We start from the raw sequence: 17,648 nt of genomic DNA on the forward strand, positions 1-17,648 counted from the left end.
ACATAAACATGGTTTGTTTATAGCGTGGCGATCATCTTTGTGGTGGTTGTTTTGTAACGAGCGGCAATTATATTGTTGTTTGCGTCTACTGTGCAGTGTCTGACATGACACGCATACCAGGTCCCATCAATACACGTGTGTGTTGGTGGGGGTGGGGTGTGGTTGTTGTGTTGGTTGGTTGTGTTGGTGGTTTATTGCTGCAGGGTCACGCCCGGTCCCTTTCCGAACCCGGAAGCTAAGCCTGTTCGCGCTGATGGTACTGCACCTGGGAGGGTGTGGGAGAGTAGGTCGCTGCCAACGCTTTAACTTAATGATTGATGATGGTCCCGGTGTGTCACCCCTTGTGGGGTGGCATACCGGGGCTTTTGTCATGCCCTGAGCATGATTGTGGGGCCCGGTCGGGGGGTGTGTTCGCACCCCCCTTTGGCCGGGCCCCTTTTTTGTATGTCCGGGAGCAGCGTGGGGTGCCGGCGTGTCTGGGGTGAATGGGTTTGCTGGGGTGGGTGTGTTTTCGTGGTTGGGGTGGCTGGCCGGGAAACACCGCGAGCTAACCAGCGTTGTGATGTTTCCTCGTCTGCTCTCCAGTCATAGTTGGAGGCTCTCCGCGGCCGCTGGGCATCTACGGTGCTGACCCGAGCTTTCTTCTAGATGCCTGGCTTTGAGGACGGCGTCGATAAGCTGGGCGGATCCCCCGATCCCTGCGTCTTAGCCTGGCGCATGTCGATTTGAAACTTCCAGGAACCCCTGCGTGGACGACGTGTGTTTCGTCAAAAATACCTGCCAAAAGAGGGCTGAAATTCCGGTTACTTCAGCATCCCCGTCTGCCCATTAAGCTCGCCAAGAATTTGGAGATTCGCTATCTTATTTGGTCTGGTCAGGAAACAGCAGGTCGTCATGCGCTCAGCGCTGTCGTAAATCTGCTCAATCAATGATAATTGACCTGCCCATCGGCTTGACTGATGTTTCCTGATGAGGGTCTTTCCCTGAGGGTGGACGGACCTTAAGGAGGCTGATTTCTGACCACTATGTCTGTATCAGGGTGACAGACACTCCGCGGTTTTCTGACTGGAATTCTAGAGATGAATTCACCGAATCGTCTTGCTCAGGTGGCAGGCCAACGGTGAGGTCTCTATAGGCGCCGGAGCAGAAGGCCCCCACCCCGGGTACCTTTGGACCTTCAACGTCTGCTCAAGGGCCGCATGGGCGTAGCTGCAACTGCGAGGGCACTGGGGGTCGACCTGAGCACGTGATGCCTGCCGAGGCTTGGTCTACGACAATCCGCACGACCTGGATAGGGTACGCATTCTCAGGGTGGACGAACATATCTGGAACTGCACTCACTGAGCCGGCGAGGAGGACTCCTATGCCGCAGTCCTGGTAGACCTGACCCCGGTCGTCGGTGGGGAAGGCCTGACACGGCTGATCGACATGTGGTCCCCAGGAGAAGTGCCCATGTCCTACGGTCCTGGCTGAATGTCAGAGACCAGGACTTCCGGGATCGGGTACAGGTGGTGCGTATAGATGGGTTCACCGGATATGCATCGGCCGTGGAGGAAAAGCTGCCAGATGTGGTCAATATAATGGGATGCTGCCGGATCATCGAGGTCTGCCAGAAACACACCTCACCGGCCTTGACGGCCAACCTGCACCCATCCAACTTTGGCACCCCGGACAACCACAGTTCCACCGCGTCCACCCCACCCACACTCCGCTCCCAGGCGCGCAAAACTCATTGCGTTGAGTGGAGCAACAAAAATCTGCGTTTAACGGTACCCCCATACTTTTGGAGTCCTACTTATTTCCTCCCGGCAACTTGGGGATGGGAGAAAAATGTGACCGGGGACATATCTACTGGTGCGGGCGAGCTTTTTGACAAACCATGTGCGGCTCAATTGATGTGGGTGATCCACTGCCCACCCCAGTGACTGGCAGGACACTACCCCCAGTGATTGTGGGGCAGATCACATAAGCTTCATATTGATAGCATGTATCACCAATGGCGTGGTTGAATTCATTCCAACTTAACCTGTTCGATTTCCGTTCAACTTGGAGATACTCATGAACACAGCTATCGCCACAAAGGCGCCTTTGACCGTCGAACGTAGTGTTCGTCCCTTCGGCTTCCGCGACAAACTCGGCTACATGTTCGGTGATTTCGGAAATGACTTCACCTTCATCCTCCAGTCCACTTTCTTCATGATCTTCTATACCAATGTGGTGGGTATTCACCCGGGCCACGTTGGTGCGCTTCTGTTGGTTGCTCGCCTCTTTGATGCATTCACCGACGTAGCGATGGGTATCATCGTCGACCGCTTGCCAAACGGTCGCTCCGGCTACAAATTCAAGCGCTGGGTCAAATGGATCGCCATCCCGGTCGCTATCGCGTCGGCGCTGATGTACATGTCCTTCGTCGCTGATTTCGATTCTTATGCTGCGAAGGTCGCATGGATGACTGCAACATACTTCCTGTGGGGCTCCATTTGCTATAGCGCGATCAACATCCCTTATGGCTCGATGGCTTCGGTTGTCTCCTCAAACCCAGATGATCGCTCCCACTTGTCCGCATGGCGTTCCACCGGTGGCAACCTAGCGAACATCGTTATCTCCTCTCTTCTGCCACTGGTTATTTATGTCACTAACGAAGCTGGCGTCTCCATCTTGTCTGGCGAGCGCATGATGTGGTCTGCGATTGTCTGTTCGATCTTGGCTGTGATTTGCTACTACATCCTGTACACGCAGACTAAAGAGCGTGTGGTTGAAGATGAGGGTGCGCAGGTGGAGAGGACCAGCATCGGCAAGATGCTGGGATTGGTTTTGAGCAACCGTGCCTTGCTTGGCCTCATCGTTGCGGCGTTGCTCCTGCTGCTCTCCTTCATGTTCCTCGGAGGCATGCTTGGCTATCTCTTCTTGGAGTACTTCCGTGATGGCCGTTTGCAATCCCCGGCCTCCTTCGTCGCCCTTGTCCCATCCCTCTCCCTGATTCTGCTGTCGCCCTGGCTGGCCAGGAAGTTCGGCAAGGCTGAAGTTGCTATCGTCGCGATGTTCCTCGCAGGCATTGTCCTTCTGGCTGCATACTTTTTGAAGATCGACAATCCAATTGTGTGGATCAGTTTCTATGCAGTGGCAATGTTCGCGGTAAACACCTTCAACTTCCTGGTGTGGGCTTTCATTACCGATGTCATTGACTATCAGGAAGTTCGTACCGGTTCCCGTGACGACGGCACTGTGTACGCCGTTTACTCCTGGGCGCGCAAGCTGGGACAGGCAATTGCAGGATTCCTCATCGGTGCTTCGCTCGCGTGGGTGGGATTCGACTCCGCCATCGCGGCGCAAGGAGCCCAACAATCTGAGGCGGCAATCAACGGTGTGTACTTCCTCGCTAACGTCATCCCCGGGGTCGGCTGTCTTCTGGTCGCTCTTGCCCTGCTGTTCTTCTACCCGCTCAAGAAGAAGAAAGTGGAAGAGAACGTGGCAATCCTTGCCGCCCGACGAGGCTAAATAGGTGTTGTCGCTGAAGTGACTAGGTCCCATGAAAGTTCTAACAAAAGAACTTTCATGGGTGGCGGATCCCCTTTCCCGGCATCATGCTGGTGGCAGGGTGCCCACCGCACGGGGGCCAGGTCCAGCGCATCCCATGCAAAGGCGCAATCCGCGGCAGGGCAGGCGCCGTGGGGTCAGGGGTGGCGTCGAAAAGCATCAGAAGAGGGGGATGGGAAAACCTCCAATGATCCTACCAATTTGCACGTTTTGCCTGTAAAGTGACTTGAAACGCAGGGTTGTGGTTGATTCCTGCAACGTCACAGAAGCTGAGGGACATTTTGTTTACTATCACTGGTTTTGCTGACGAGATTGCGCATGATCTCGACGAACAAATTGCATTGTTGAAGAAACTCAATATCAATTATGTTGAATTCCGCAGCGCCTGGGGAACGAAGGTTTTGGATCTCACTCAGGAAGAGCTGCACTCAGCTAAGTCGAAACTCGATGCTGCCGGCATTTCTTTATCTGCTGTGGGTTCCGATCTTGGAAAGATCAACATCACTGATCCTTTTGAGGGGCACTTGGAGCGCGCTCGACATGGAGTTGAGGTAGCGAAGTTCTTTGGTGTGAAATTTATCCGCATGTTCTCTTTCTTCATTCCGGAAGGTGACAACCCGGATGACTACCGCGAAGAGGTTATTTCCCGTACTCGCGCGATGGTTGAGTTGGCCGAAGATGGTGACATCACTCTTCTCCATGAGAACGAGAAGGGGATTTATGGGGACTCGCCACAACGAGTCAGGGATTTGATGACGACCATCGACTCTCCTCATTACCGCGCGATTTTCGATGCCGCGAACTACGTCCAGACCGGTTTCAAGCCTTTTGATGAGTCTTGGCCGATCGTTAGGGACCATGTCGACTATGTCCACATCAAGGATGCAACAGTTCCATCTGCGGAGGATCCTATTGGCATTATCAAGCCTGCGGGACAAGGCGATGGCCAATATCCCGAGCTCCTTGCCGAGCTTCAGAAGAACGGATACGAGGGTTTTCTCTCCATCGAGCCGCACCTCGGTGACTTCGATGAATTCGGCGGGTTGTGTGGACCTGACCAGTGGACAAGCGCATATGACGCGCTGACCGACATCCTGGATAACCTCAACACCCAATACAACTAAGGAATAGCCATTATGAGGAATGCTGCGCTTGTGGGATGCGGCGATGTCGCAACCGTGCATAGTGAAGCTCTGCAGGCATTGGGAGAAGAGCTCGGCATCCGATTTGTCGCGGTAGTTGATTCCAATCTTGATGCAGGTCGAGCACTTTCTGCAAAGACCGGTGCAACGGCGTACGGCAGTCTGGACGAGCTTTTTTCTGCAGAAGAGATCGACGTTCTGCATATCACCACTCCGCATGATCAACACATCGATCTAGCGCTTGAAGCATTGCGCTACGGGGTAAACGTTGTTCTGGAAAAACCTCTGGCTCATGAATTGACTGAAGCCCAGCGGCTTGTCGATTACCTGGAAGCACACCCCGATGCACCGAAGGTTGGCGTGTGCTTCCAGAACCGCTACAACATCTCTTCCCAGGAATTACGCCGGTTGCTTGATTCCGGTGAACTGGGGAAGGTTAATGGTGCTTATTCTTCTGTGGTGTGGACCCGAACCCCGGGCTACTACACCGTGAAGCCGTGGCGCGGCCAGCAAGCTCATTCCGGTGGCGGATTGCTGATGAACCAGGCAATTCACACCCTCGATCTGCTGCAGTGGTTCCTTGGACCTGCCACCGATGTCACCGGTCTGGTCTCCACGGACAAATACGCCGATGTGGTCGACGTGGAAGATACCGCACACGCATATCTGGGGCATAGCTCCGGAGTGCGGACCAGTTTCTACGGCACTTTAACTAATGCGCGTCACCGTCACGTTGAGATTGAACTCGACTGTGAGCGTGCGTTGGTTGAACTCCGTGACGGGCTCACGGTGACCTGGAATGACGGCCGAGTTGACCGTTATGAAGAGCGCACCCAAGAAACAGAAGGCAGAAGTTACTGGGGAGTAAGCCACGAACTGCTCATCCGGGACTTCTATGAACGGCTCAATGATTCCGAACCATTTTGGATCAACCCGGCTGAAGCAATGGCTTCACTGAACATTGCCAAAGCAATCTATTCCTCCTCGGAGAATCAGAAATCTACCTAGAAAGAAAACACATGAATAAGAAAATTCGTCTCGGAATTATCGGCTTCGGTGCCGAAGGCAGCATGTACGCGAAATTCCTCAATGAGGGTCGTGTGAACAACATGGAGATCGGCGCAATCTCCGACATCCTTCCGGAGAAGAAGGAGGCCGCGGATGAGTACGGTGTTTCTTTCTACGAGGATTATAAAGAAATGATCACCTCTGGTGATGTTGATGCCGTGGTGACCACCGTTCCTCACTACCTTCACCCGGAGATGGGTATCTTCGCGCTGGAGAATAACGTGCATGCGCTCGTCGAAAAGCCTGTTGGTGTTTACACCAAGCAAGCTAATGAGCTGATCGAGCTGGCTAAGACCAAGCCAGAGCTTCAGTTCGGGGTGTTCTTCAACCAGCGCACCAATGAGCTCTACAAGGACTTGAAGGCGATCATGGATTCCGGCGAATTGGGCAACCTTCGCCACACCTCCTGGATCATCACGACCTGGTGGCGTCCGCAGGGTTACTACAACCAGTCCGATTGGCGCGCCACCTGGGGCGGCGAGGGCGGCGGCGTGCTGGTGAATCAGGCGCCACACCAGCTCGATCTGTGGCAGTGGCTCTGTGGCACCCCGGAGCGGGTCTTCGCTCGCGCAGAATACGGCTTTAAGCGTGACATCGCTGTTGAAGATGAGGTCAATGCTCTCGTTAGCTTCCCTAACGGTGCTACCGGCACATTCATCACCTGCACCCACGACATGATCGGCACTGACCGCCTGGAGATCCTCTGCGACAAGGGCAAGATCGTCGTTGATGATTCAAAGAAGGTCACCATCTCTCGTTTCGTTGAAAACGAGGAGACCCTTTCCCAGGGCATGGGCATGGACGTTGTGGAGAAGCTGTTCACCGGCCAGCTCGATATGAGCCAGTACGTTTCCGTGGAGACCAAGGAATACGAGTCAGTCTGGGGCGAGCAGCACTGCGAGGTGATGCGTAATTTCGCCGGTGCAGTTAATGGCGAAGAAGAACTACTCGCACCAGGCAGCGACGGAATCTATGGCGTCCAGTTGGCCAACGGCATCCACCTGTCTTCCTGGACCGGCAAGGAAGTCGACCTGGTCAACTTTGATGAAGCAACTTATCTTGAGCAGCTCAACAAGCGCATCAAGGACGAAGGAAAGTTTGAGGAGCGTAACTAATGGCTGACATTGGCGTACAGATGATGATGCTCAAGGATCAGGTTGCCGAACAAGGCATGTACCACGTCCTTGAAAAACTCAAGGAACTCAACATCGCCTCGGTTGAGGTTTCTCAAATTCCGATGAATGAAGAGAACACCGCCGCGCTCGAGCGCGGCATCAAGGAACTCGGCATTGAAGTTGGAGCACTTTCCGTAGCTCTGGGCCAATCCTCGGCACCGGGTGTGGACAAACTGGAAACTGATTTCGACAAGATCGTCGCGGACTGCACGCGCCTTGGCGTCAAATTCACCCGCATCGGCATGCTGCCGTTCCAGGCAATGACCTCAAAGGAAGCTACGGAAAAGTGGGCAGCTGAGGTTGAACCCTATGCAGCTCGCCTGGCAGCAGAGGGAATCACACTGTGCTACCACAACCACCACGTTGACCTGCATAAATTCGGCAATGAGCGTATTTTTGACATTGTTCGTCGCGTCGCTCCATCGCTGTTCTTTGAGGTTGATCTGCACTGGGTTCAGCGCGGTGGCATGGCACCTCTGGACATGCTCAAAGAATACGAGGGTGTGTGCAAACTGATCCACGTGAAGGATTTCCGTGTCACCGAGTTGCCGCAGGAAGCAATGGACCTTTTCAATGAGGGCAATTTCATGGACGGCTACGACAAGTTTGTCAACATCGTCGAATTCGCTGAAGTCGGGCAAGGCAACATGAACTGGCCCGAGCTTCTCCCCGCAGCTAAGACCGCAGGTGCCGAGCACTTCTTCATCGAACAGGACCTGACCTACGGCCGCGATCCCTTCGACTGCATCAAGGATTCCCGCGATTACCTCACCTCTATCGGCTGGTAACCTCAGCCACGACAAACGCCCGGCTGGACTTTTCCAGCCGGGCGTTTATCGTGTGCCCATGAATCCTGGATCCACCGAAATTTTCGGGGTAGTTGTTCGGGGGCGTCCGCGTAGCTGGTGGATCTATTTCCACATACCCGGTAGGGACAAAGCTCTGACGAGAGTCTTCTGGGGTTACCCCAGCTAGCTCGGCCACCGGGCAACCGGTGTTGCGGTCGTTGATCACCTATGACCACTAAAACCCCGGAATCAATCATCCAGGATTATTATTCCTTGACCGTGGCTATTAGTCACGACGCAGTACTAGTAACAGACCGCTCCCACAGCAGCGGAGTGAACCAGCTTCGCGTACTTGCCGAGCACACCGTGCAGCCGCGGGTTCTCCGGGATCACCCAGGCTGCTTTCCGTCGCGCCATCTCCTCCGGGGAGATGTCGACGTCGATGGTGCGCTCAGGGATGTTGACCCGGATGGGGTCGCCGTCCTCAACGAAGGCGATGGGACCGCCGTCCACGGCTTCCGGGGCAACATGGCCGATGACCAGCCCGGTGGAACCACCGGAGAAGCGGCCGTCGGTGATCAGCAGGACGTCCTTGCCGATGCCTGCTCCCTTGATTGCCCCGGTGATGGAGAGCATCTCACGCATTCCGGGTCCGCCCTTCGGGCCCTCGTAACGGATGATCACCACATCACCCTTCTGGAGTTCACCGTTGAGCACGGCATCCATGGCGGGCTGTTCCCGTTCGAAGACTCGGGCGGTGCCTTCGAAGACTTCGGCGTCGAAGCCGGCGGTCTTGACCACGGCACCCTCCGGGGCAAGGTTGCCCTTGAGGATGGAGAGTCCGCCGTGTGCGTGGATCGGGTTATCCAGGGCGCGGAGGATTTTGCCGTCGGGGTCCGGCGGGTTGATGCCGGCGAGGTTCTCCGCGACGGTCTTACCCGTGACGGTGAGGCAGTCACCGTTGAGCAGCCCGGCGTCGAGAAGCGCCTTCATGACCACCGGGATGCCGCCGATCTTGAAGACATCGTTCATCACGTACTCGCCGAAAGGCTTGAGGTTACCCAGGTGCGGCACCTTGTCGGAGACCATGTTGAAGTCTTCCAGGTGCAGCTCCACCTCTGCTTCCTTGGCGATGGCGAGCAGATGAAGCACCGCATTGGTGGAACCACCCAGGGCCATGACCACGGCCACGGCATTGAGCAGTGATTCCCGGGTGATGATGTCGCGGGTGGTGATGCCTTGCTCGAGCAGGTGGTAGACCGCCTTGCCGGATTTGCGGGCGTACTCGGTGCGGTTGCGGTGGATCGCCGGGGGAGCGGCGGAACCCGGCAGGGACATGCCCATCGCCTCGGCGGCTGAGGCCATGGTGTTGGCGGTGTACATACCGCCGCAGGCACCTTCACCCGGGCAGACGGCGCGTTCCACCGCATCGACGTCGGCCAGGGACATGTTGCCTGCCCGGCACGCACCGACGGCCTCGAAGGCGTCGATAAGCGTGACCTCCTTTTCGGTGCCGTCCTCGAAGCGGGCGGTGCCAGGCATGGTGGAGCCGTTGTAGAGGAAGACGCTGGCGAGGTCGAGTCGGGCGGCAGCCATGAGCATTCCGGGGATGGATTTATCGCAACCGGCCAGCAGGACGGAGCCGTCGAGCCGCTCTGCGGACATCACGACTTCCACGGAGTCGGTGATCACCTCACGGGAGACCAGGGAATAGTGCATGCCCTCATGGCCCATGGAGATGCCGTCAGAGACGGAGATGGTGCCGAACTCAAGCGGATAGCCGCCTGCTTCGTGCACACCTTCCTTGGTGAACTCGGCGAGCTTTTTCAGTGTCAGGTTGCAGGGGGTGATCTCATTCCAGGAGGAGGCCACACCGATCTGCGGCTTTACCCAGTCATCGTCACCCATGCCCACGGCGCGGAGCATGCCGCGGGAGGCGGTGGATTTCAGTCCATCGGTGACGTCTCGGGAGCGGGGTTTGATATCAACGGATGGGGTGTCAGGCTGGCTAGTCATGTGACCAGTCTAGGGCACTTTTTAAGGTTGTGATATAAACCGCATAATGGGGGTTTCACCTGCACCGAAGAGCGTCGAAAATCGGGGAAGATCCGGGTAACCCCCGATGTGGATGTCCGGACCCTGAGGTAATTTTAATGGCAGTTAGTTTAGTGAGCATTTAATGCACGGCCAGTAGAACACATTCCGAAGGAGACATATTTTAATGTCAGAGTCAGAGCAGCGACCGATGACCGAGAGCACCCTGTCCGAGGGGGAGGCCGCTGCCCGGGCAGTGAACCTGCGTAAGGAGTACGGTGCCGGGGATACCTCGGTCACCGCGCTCCAGAGCGTGAACGTGTCCTTCATCCGCAATGAGTTCACCGCGATCATGGGCCCCTCCGGTTCCGGCAAGTCCACTCTGATGCACTGCATGGCGGGGCTGGATTCGGCGACCTCCGGTCAGGCCTTCATCGGCGAGACAGATCTGTCCTCCCTGAAGGACAAGGACATGACGAACCTGCGGCGTGACCGCCTGGGCTTCATTTTCCAGTCCTTCAACCTGGTTCCCACGCTCACCGCGCAGGAGAACATCACCCTGCCCACCGATATCGCCGGCCGCAAGGTCGATCAGGAGTGGTTCGGCTACATCACCGAGCGCCTGGGGCTGAGCAATCGTCTCAACCACCGCCCGGCGGAGCTCTCCGGTGGCCAGCAGCAGCGTGTGGCCTGTGCCCGGGCACTGGTCTCCCGCCCGGAGATCATCTTCGGTGATGAGCCCACCGGTAACCTGGACTCGAATTCCTCGGCTGAGGTGCTCAATATTCTGCGCAATGCGGTGGATGAGGATGACCAGACCGTGGTCATCGTCACCCACGATGCCAAGGCCGCCTCTTATGCCGATCGCGTGATCTTCCTTTCGGACGGCAAGATCGTCAAGGAACTGCGCGACCCGGCGATCGACGACATTCTGGCCACCATGGCCGGGATCGAGCGTAAGAACTAATGGCCAAGGACACGACAATGCGGAAGGTGAGCCTCCGCAATCTCTCGGCTCATAAGCTCCGGATGGCGCTGACCATCATCGCCGTGGTGCTGGGTACCGCCTTCATCTCCGGTGCCTTCATGTTCACCAACGCCCTCTCCAGTACCTTCACCTCAGCGGTCGCCACCGCCTATGAAGGGGTTGATGTTTCGGTCAGCCCTGATCAGGAGGCCGGCACCACCGGGATTTCACAGGAGATCCGTGACGCCGTCGCCGCCAATGATGGGGTGGCACAGATCAACTTCTCCGGCTCCACCACCGTGGTGCTCGCCGACGCCGAGGGCAATGCCATCCAGACTGCGGGGATGCCTGCCGGAATCAGCATCTGGTATGACCCAGCGGACGCCGTTGCCCAGAGCGGGGAGATTGTCGAGGGCGCTGCGCCGGAGGGCGCGGCGCAGGTGATGATCAATGACTCGGCCGCCGAGAAATTCGACATCACCGTCGGGGAGAAACTGCTGGTGGTGGATCCCCAGCAACGCACTGAGGTCACCGTCTCCGGCATCTACGAACCTGCCGTTGACGCGGGACCCGCCATCAGCGTCTCCATGGCTGAGGACGGTTACCTGGAGCGCTACACCGACGGGGTGAACCTGCCCTCGCTCGCGGTCGCGGCGGCTGAAGGGGTGGATCCCACTCAGTTGGTCGATGAGCTGCGGACTGAGCTCGAGGGGGTGAGCGTGGAAACCGGCGAGACGCTGGCGGCGGAAGCCAGCGAGGCGATGGAGCTGGCGCTGAGCTTCGTCAATTACTTCCTCCTCGCCTTCGGTTTGGTGGCGTTGCTGGTGGGTACCTTCCTGATCGCGAACACCTTCTCCATGATCGTCGCCCAGCGCACCAAGGAGTTCGCCCTGCTGCGCGCGCTGGGTGCCTCCCAGAAGCAGATCACCCGCTCGGTGGTCTTCGAGGCACTGATTGTCGGCATCGTCGGCTCGGCCATCGGTGTGGTGGTGGGCCTCGGCCTGGTGCAGGGCATCAAGGCACTGCTCGCCGCCTTTGATCTGGCGCTGCCGGAATCCGGTCTGGGTCTGACCCCGGCATCGGTGATCGTCCCGATTGTGTTGGGTGCACTGGTCACCGTCGTCTCCGCCTGGATGCCCGCGCGTCGGGCCGGGGCGGTTAAGCCGGTGGAGGCCATGCGCACCACTGAGTCAGCGGCCGGTTCCTCACTGAAGGGCCGCACCATCATCGGTGCTCTGCTTATCACGATCGGTGTGCTTGCGGCCCTGGCTGGTGCCTTCCTTGAGGATGCCAGCACCGGTAACCGCGCCAGCCTGGTCGGCGTCGGTGCCCTCGGCGTGATCATCGGTTTCTTCCTGGCAGGCCCGGCGTTCTCCCTCCCGGTGGTTCCCGGTGTGGGCCGCGTGATCGGCGCCCCCTTCGGGGCCGTCGGCAAGCTGGCCGCCACCAACTCCAAGCGCAATCCGCGGCGCACCGCCACCACCGCCTTCGCCCTGACTCTCGGGGTGGCGCTGGTGACCGCTATCGGCATGCTGGGCGACACCATGAAATCCTCGATCTCCGACATGATCGAGAATGACTACCACGCGGACTACATCCTCTCCGGTCCCACCAACGGCAGTTTCCCGGTGCCCTTCGAGGCCACGGAGGCGGTCCGGGAGACCGCCGGCGTGGGTGAGGTGGTCACTTTGGGCATGGCCCCGATCTACGTCGATGACCTGGCGACCTATGGCCCCGGTGGTTACGGTTCCACGAATATCGTCGGCGGTGATGCCGCCGAGATGATCAAACTGGAGGTCACCGCCGGGACATCTGACTTGAGTGGCACCGAGGGGGTGGCCGTGGATTCCACCGTCGCCGCCGAGAAGGGCTGGGCGGTCGGTGACACCGTGCAGGTGAGCTCCCCGCTGAGCTTGGAACCAGTGGAGTCGGAGCTGGTGGGTATTTTTGAACCCAACTTCACCCTGGGACGGCTGATCGTCAGTCAGGAGCTGGCGGATGCCATGTTGCCTCCGCAGGCCCAGATGTTGTTGAACATCGGCGTGATGGGGGATGGCAGCGTTGATCTGGATCAGCTCCGCAGCAACCTGGAGACCTCGGTCAAGGACTTCATCGTCGTCCAGGTCATGACCGGTGAGGAGATCGCCGGTCAGGCCACCCAGGCGATCGACATGATGATGAACATCCTCTACGCGCTGCTGGCGTTGGCGGTGATCATCGCGATCCTGGGCATCGTCAATACCTTGACCCTCAACGTGATTGAGCGCCGTCAGGAGATCGGCATGCTCCGCGCGGTGGGCGGACAGCGCACCCAGGTGCGCACGATGATCACCCTGGAAGCTGTCCAGATCGCGGTCTTCGGTGCGATCATGGGCATGCTCATCGGTCTCTTCCTGGGCTGGTCCTTCATTAAGGTGCTGGCCGGGGAAGGATTAGATTCCCTGTCCATCCCCTGGGACAACCTGGGCTGGACCTTCCTGGGCTCCATTGCGGTGGGCGTGCTTGCCGCGATCTGGCCGGCGCAGCGGGCGGCGAAAACCCCCGCACTCGACGCCATCGCACAAGAGTAGGGAATTCTCCTTCGGCAGACTCCCGCCTCCGCTACCACTGCGGCGGCGGGAGTTTGTGTTTCCCGGTGGGCGTGCTTATCGACGCCGCGTTCCCCACTGCCCGCGGGCACCCCGACCAGGCGAGCCAGGATCAGAGGAAGGAACCCAGCTCCCAACCGACCCAGCCCACCAGCAAGCCACCTGCCAGGGTTGCCACCAGGTACCGCAGCAGGTGCCGCCAGGAACGCTCCCGCAGCAGTGAGCCAAGCTCCCCGGCCAAGGTCGACCAGGTGGACAGTGCCCCACTGAATCCGGTGCCCAGGGCCAGCTGCCACAGCACCGGCACACCACTTCCGCTGGTACCCAACCCGGAACCGAGGAGCACCCCCAACACCAGACAGGCGCTGAGGTTGGCGGTCCAGGTGCCGCGCAGCCCGCCGGGGCGGTGGCGGAGCAGGCCGCGCAGCGCGCCGCCGAGGAAGGCGCCGAGTGCTACGGCCAGGGCGGCGAGCAGCAGCTCAGGGGCGCTGAACCCGCTCACTTTTCCGCCTGCCCGCGGCGTCGATTAGCGCTCTGGAGATAAGTGCGGCGTGCCTGGTCCCCCAGCAACCAGGCCCCCACGCAGCCGAGCACGCTCAGCCCCAGATATGCGGCCGCTGGGAGGGGAGGCTGCGCCAGGGACAGCGCAATGAAGGTGGAGAAGGTGGTGAAGCCGCCGAGGACACCCGCCCCGAGAAAGGCACCGGGGCGCAGCAGCCCCATGAGCAGTGAGCCGAACAGGTTGATCACCAGGATCGGCCAAAGTTGGTCGATGAAGACCCCGAGCAAGGCACAACGGGCCAGCGCACCTAAAGCTGCGCCGGCCCCGATCCGCAGCGCCTCAGAAATCACCTGCCCCAGGTTACTGCCAGACCATCTTCTGTGATTCCCGGAAAGCCTTGACCTCGGCTTCGCTGGCCGTGAGCTTCGGATCGAACTTGAGATAGGCCCTGGTTTCGCGGGCCACGAAACCCGAGAGAATCAGTAGGCCGATCAAGTTCGGCAGCGCCATCAGACCGTTGGCCAGGTCGGAGAAGTTCCAGACCACCGTCAGCTCAGTGGTGGCACCAATAAAGACAACCACGGTGAACAGCAGGCGGTAGGGCAGTGACCAGCGACGTCCCAGTAGGGAGACCACGTTGCGCTCGCCATAGTAGGACCAACCCAGAATGGTGGAGAAGGCGAAGAAGACCACGGATAGCGCCACGATCATGCCGCCCCAGTCGCCAGGCAGACCATGGCTGAAGGCGACGGCCGTCATGCCACCGGCCCGGTCCGCACCGAGGTCCCAGACACCGGTGGTGACGATGACCAGCCCGGTGATGGAGACGACGATGAGGGTGTCGATGAAGGTCTGGGTCATGGAGACCAGACCCTGGCGAACCGGGTGGGAGGTCTTCGCGGCGGCGGCGGCGATGGCTGCGGAACCCATGCCGGACTCATTGGAGAAGATGCCTCGGGCGACACCGAACTGGATGGCCATCATGATGCCGGAGCCGACGAAGCCACCGGCGGCGGCGGTGCCGGTGAAGGCATCGGTGAAGACCAGGGCCAGACCGGCCGGGATATCAGCGGCATTGATGATCAGCACGACGATGCCCGCCACCACATAGATGACAATCATCATCGGCACGAACGCGGAAGTGATGCGGCCGATGGCCTGGATACCGCCCAGCAGCACCGCGCCGATTCCGACGAACATCACCACGCCGGTGAGCATCGGACTGATGCCGAAGGTGGTTTCCAGGCCGGTGGCGACGGCGTTGGACTGGGTCATGTTGCCGATGCCGAAGGAAGCGATGATGGCGAAGATGGTGAAGGAAAAAGCCAGGATCTTGCCGACGGGTCCCTTGATACCGCGCTTGAGGTACTCCTGCGGTCCACCGACCTGCTCGCCCTTTTCATCGGTGGTGCGGAAGCGGACACCCAGAAAGGCCTCGGTGTACTTGGAGGCCATGCCCAGCAGACCGGTCACCCAGATCCAGAACAGCGCGCCGGGTCCGCCGATACTGATGGCGGTGGCGACGCCGACGATATTGCCCACACCGACGGTGGCGGCCAGTGCGGTGGTCAAGGCCTGATAGTTGGAGATATCGCCCTTGGAGTCCCCATCCTCGGGGCCGTCAAAGAAGGCGTGCCGCATAGCGCGGCCGAGGGTACGGAATTGGATCCCGCCGAGGCGGATGGTCAGGTAGAGGCCGGTACCGAGGAGGAGGGGGATCAGGAGGAATGGCCCCCAGACGATCGAGGACAGATTGCCGAAGACGGTGGTCAGCGTTTCCATGTCCATGCCTTTCCATTGATGGGTATATCCTGTGCGGGAATTGGGGAGATTGAAGCCTGGAATAGGGTGATATTTTCCTATTTAGGGCAGTTTCTGTGACTTAAGATACGCCCATAGCGCTGAGGTTTCGGGTGATTCGGCGCCTAATTGGCGGTGCACCCCCGCAGTGCTGGGCGGCGGCGGTCCGAGGTGCCCGGACATCCGGTGGGTGAGGGTGAGGAGGGGGGTGTAGCTCACCCCCTGTAGTGCCTGCAGGAATGTCCGGCGCGGGGAATGATGGGGAGCGTAGTAAATGACCGCCGTTTTCGGATATAGATCCGCAATACATGAAGAACCGTGCCGAAGGAGAACCCCATGGCCCATGAACGCGCCGGGCAGCCCGCCCGCCCCGAGGACCTGATTGACATCGCTGAACTGGTCACCGCGTACTACACGCGCACCCCGGACGTGGAGAACCCTGATCAGCAGGTGGCCTTCGGTACCTCCGGTCACCGGGGATCCTCCCTGGACAGCGCCTTCAATGAGCACCACATCCTGGCAACCACCCAGGCCATCGTGGATTACCGCAACCAGAACTCCTGGGCCGGCCCATTGTTCATCGGCCGCGACACCCACGCCCTTTCGGAGCCGGCCATGGTCTCTGCCCTCGAGGTACTGCTGGCCAATGACGTCGAGGTGCTTGTCGACGCCGCGGGCCGCTACACCCCGACCCCGGCAATCTCCCACGCCATCCTGCGCTACAACAAGGGGGTGCAGTGGGGTGCCGCAGGCCCCTCCCGCAAGCTCGCTGACGGCATCGTGATCACGCCCTCCCACAACCCGCCCCGCGACGGTGGCTTCAAATATAACCCCTGGAACGGTGGTCCGGCCGACACCGACGCCACCGACTGGATCGCGGCCCGGGCCAATGAGCTGCTTCGCGGCGGTTTGAAGGACGTCAAGCGCACCGCCGTCACCGGCGTCCTCGACGAGCGCACCACGCGACATGACTTCATGGGCGAATACGTCGCAGATCTGCCGAATGTCCTCAACATCGAGGCCATCCGCAACTCCGGTCTCGCCATCGGTGCGGACCCGATGGGTGGCGCTTCGGTGGATTATTGGGGCGCCATCGCCGAGACCCACAAACTCAACCTGACTGTGGTCAACCCGCTGGTGGATGCCACCTTCCGCTTCATGACCCTGGACACCGACGGTCAGATCCGCATGGACTGCTCCTCACCGAACGCCATGGCCTCGTTGATTGCCAACCGAGACCGCTATGACATCGCCACCGGCAATGACGCCGATGCCGACCGCCATGGCATCGTCACCCCGGATCACGGTCTGATGAACCCCAACCATTACCTGGCGGTGGCGATCGAGTATCTCTTCGCCAACCGGCCGCAGTGGGGTGCCGAGACCGCAGTGGGAAAGACCCTGGTCTCCTCCTCCATGATTGATCGTGTGGTGGCCAAGCTCGGCCGTCAGCTCAACGAGGTTCCGGTCGGCTTCAAATGGTTCGTACCCGGCCTGATCGACGGCAGCGTCGGCTTCGGCGGCGAAGAGTCCGCCGGCGCCTCTTTCCTCCGCCATGACGGCACCGTCTGGTCCACCGACAAGGACGGCCTGATCCTCAACCTGCTGGCCGCTGAGATCACCGCTGTCACCGGCAAGACCCCCTCCCAACGCTATGCCGAGCTCGCCGAAGAGTTCGGGGCGCCGGCTTATGCGCGTACCGACGCCCCGGCGAACCGCGAGCAGAAGGCGATCCTGAAGAAGCTCTCCCCGGAACAGGTCACCGCCACTGAGCTGGCTGGCGAGGCCATCACCGCCAAGCTGACCCAGGCCCCCGGCAACGGTGCGGCCATCGGCGGACTGAAGGTGACCACCGAGAATGCCTGGTTCGCGGCCCGCCCCTCCGGCACCGAGGACAAGTACAAGATCTACGCTGAGTCCTTCCGTGGGGAAGATCACCTCAAGCAGGTTCAGCAGGAGGCCCAGGCCTTGGTCAGCCAGGTTCTGGGCGAATAAAACCTGCTTGTGCTGCTACTTCACCCTGGGAGTGGGGAAGTCGCAGCCCCGG

Annotated in this window: 13 protein-coding genes and 1 rRNA gene; 10 read left to right on the forward strand and 4 right to left on the reverse strand. The window is 59.5% G+C overall.

Annotation, left to right across the window (positions count from 1 at the left end):
• The first annotated feature begins 182 nt into the window (after positions 1-182).
• From rrf to ACTU46_RS09500, 7 genes are all read left to right on the forward strand, one after another.
• Positions 183-300, forward strand: a 5S ribosomal RNA gene (rrf, locus tag ACTU46_RS09470).
• A gap of 1,130 nt (positions 301-1,430) precedes the next feature.
• The gene (locus ACTU46_RS09475) at positions 1,431-1,925 is read left to right on the forward strand and encodes a transposase (protein WP_443381294.1); all 495 of its coding nucleotides are present in this window, start codon (positions 1,431-1,433) and stop codon (positions 1,923-1,925) included.
• A 133-nt stretch (positions 1,926-2,058) separates the two neighbouring features.
• Positions 2,059-3,498 carry an MFS transporter gene (locus tag ACTU46_RS09480; RefSeq protein ID WP_443381295.1) on the forward strand — a complete coding sequence of 480 codons (1,440 nt, stop codon included), beginning with the start codon at positions 2,059-2,061 and terminating at the stop codon, positions 3,496-3,498.
• A 284-nt stretch (positions 3,499-3,782) separates the two neighbouring features.
• Positions 3,783-4,661: a sugar phosphate isomerase/epimerase family protein gene (locus tag ACTU46_RS09485; protein WP_443381297.1), complete on the forward strand. Its 879-nt coding sequence runs from the start codon at positions 3,783-3,785 to the stop codon at positions 4,659-4,661.
• Between the two features lie 12 nt (positions 4,662-4,673).
• Positions 4,674-5,687 (forward strand): Gfo/Idh/MocA family protein, encoded by a 1,014-nt coding sequence (locus ACTU46_RS09490; protein WP_443381298.1) that lies wholly within the window; start codon positions 4,674-4,676, stop codon positions 5,685-5,687.
• An 11-nt stretch (positions 5,688-5,698) separates the two neighbouring features.
• Positions 5,699-6,862, forward strand: coding sequence for a Gfo/Idh/MocA family protein (locus ACTU46_RS09495; protein WP_443381300.1), 1,164 nt, complete (start codon positions 5,699-5,701; stop codon positions 6,860-6,862).
• Positions 6,862-7,710, forward strand: a complete 849-nt coding sequence (locus ACTU46_RS09500; protein WP_443381301.1) for a sugar phosphate isomerase/epimerase family protein — start codon at positions 6,862-6,864, stop codon at positions 7,708-7,710. Before ACTU46_RS09495 ends, ACTU46_RS09500 begins: the two co-directional genes overlap by 1 nt.
• 303 nt (positions 7,711-8,013) lie before the next feature.
• On the opposite strand, the gene ilvD is transcribed toward ACTU46_RS09500, so the two are convergent.
• Positions 8,014-9,726: a dihydroxy-acid dehydratase gene (gene ilvD, locus ACTU46_RS09505; RefSeq protein WP_443381303.1), complete on the reverse strand. Its 1,713-nt coding sequence runs from the start codon at positions 9,724-9,726 to the stop codon at positions 8,014-8,016.
• A 205-nt stretch (positions 9,727-9,931) separates the two neighbouring features.
• Here ilvD and ACTU46_RS09510 point away from each other — a divergent pair, with 205 nt between their 5' ends.
• Complete coding sequence (locus ACTU46_RS09510; protein ID WP_443381304.1) at positions 9,932-10,711, forward strand: ABC transporter ATP-binding protein; 780 nt, start codon at positions 9,932-9,934, stop codon at positions 10,709-10,711.
• Positions 10,712-10,728: 17 nt separating this feature from the next.
• Entirely contained in the window at positions 10,729-13,281 is a 2,553-nt protein-coding gene (locus ACTU46_RS09515; protein WP_443381306.1) for an ABC transporter permease, read from the forward strand.
• A 130-nt stretch (positions 13,282-13,411) separates the two neighbouring features.
• Here the strand turns inward: ACTU46_RS09515 and ACTU46_RS09520 are convergent, their stop codons facing one another.
• The 3 genes from ACTU46_RS09520 to ACTU46_RS09530 are packed head-to-tail and all read right to left on the reverse strand — an operon-like array spanning position 13,412 to position 15,583.
• Positions 13,412-13,801 carry a fluoride efflux transporter FluC gene (locus ACTU46_RS09520; protein WP_443381308.1) on the reverse strand — a complete coding sequence of 130 codons (390 nt, stop codon included), beginning with the start codon at positions 13,799-13,801 and terminating at the stop codon, positions 13,412-13,414.
• Positions 13,798-14,151 (reverse strand): fluoride efflux transporter family protein, encoded by a 354-nt coding sequence (locus ACTU46_RS09525; RefSeq protein WP_443381309.1) that lies wholly within the window; start codon positions 14,149-14,151, stop codon positions 13,798-13,800. The genes ACTU46_RS09520 and ACTU46_RS09525 overlap by 4 nt, the downstream gene beginning before the upstream one ends.
• Before the next feature lie 10 nt (positions 14,152-14,161).
• Positions 14,162-15,583 (reverse strand): alanine/glycine:cation symporter family protein, encoded by a 1,422-nt coding sequence (locus ACTU46_RS09530; protein WP_443381520.1) that lies wholly within the window; start codon positions 15,581-15,583, stop codon positions 14,162-14,164.
• Between the two features lie 354 nt (positions 15,584-15,937).
• Here ACTU46_RS09530 and pgm point away from each other — a divergent pair, with 354 nt between their 5' ends.
• A complete protein-coding gene (gene pgm / locus ACTU46_RS09535) occupies positions 15,938-17,596 on the forward strand; it encodes a phosphoglucomutase (alpha-D-glucose-1,6-bisphosphate-dependent) (protein WP_443381311.1) in 1,659 nt (552 codons plus the stop codon).
• Positions 17,597-17,648 lie beyond the last annotated feature (52 nt).

The organism is Corynebacterium sp. A21 (genome assembly GCF_052266655.1).
Classification (GTDB): domain Bacteria; phylum Actinomycetota; class Actinomycetes; order Mycobacteriales; family Mycobacteriaceae; genus Corynebacterium.

Coding starts and splice junctions, on each gene's coding strand:
- ACTU46_RS09500 (WP_443381301.1), top strand. CDS start 6,862: ATGGCTGACATTGGCGTACAGATGATGATGCTCAAGGATCAGGTTGCC.
- ACTU46_RS09495 (WP_443381300.1), top strand. CDS start 5,699: ATGAATAAGAAAATTCGTCTCGGAATTATCGGCTTCGGTGCCGAAGGC.
- ACTU46_RS09515 (WP_443381306.1), top strand. CDS start 10,729: ATGCGGAAGGTGAGCCTCCGCAATCTCTCGGCTCATAAGCTCCGGATG.
- ACTU46_RS09510 (WP_443381304.1), top strand. CDS start 9,932: ATGTCAGAGTCAGAGCAGCGACCGATGACCGAGAGCACCCTGTCCGAG.
- ACTU46_RS09530 (WP_443381520.1), bottom strand. CDS start 15,583: ATGGAAACGCTGACCACCGTCTTCGGCAATCTGTCCTCGATCGTCTGG.
- pgm (WP_443381311.1), top strand. CDS start 15,938: ATGGCCCATGAACGCGCCGGGCAGCCCGCCCGCCCCGAGGACCTGATT.
- ACTU46_RS09480 (WP_443381295.1), top strand. CDS start 2,059: ATGAACACAGCTATCGCCACAAAGGCGCCTTTGACCGTCGAACGTAGT.
- ACTU46_RS09490 (WP_443381298.1), top strand. CDS start 4,674: ATGAGGAATGCTGCGCTTGTGGGATGCGGCGATGTCGCAACCGTGCAT.
- ilvD (WP_443381303.1), bottom strand. CDS start 9,726: ATGACTAGCCAGCCTGACACCCCATCCGTTGATATCAAACCCCGCTCC.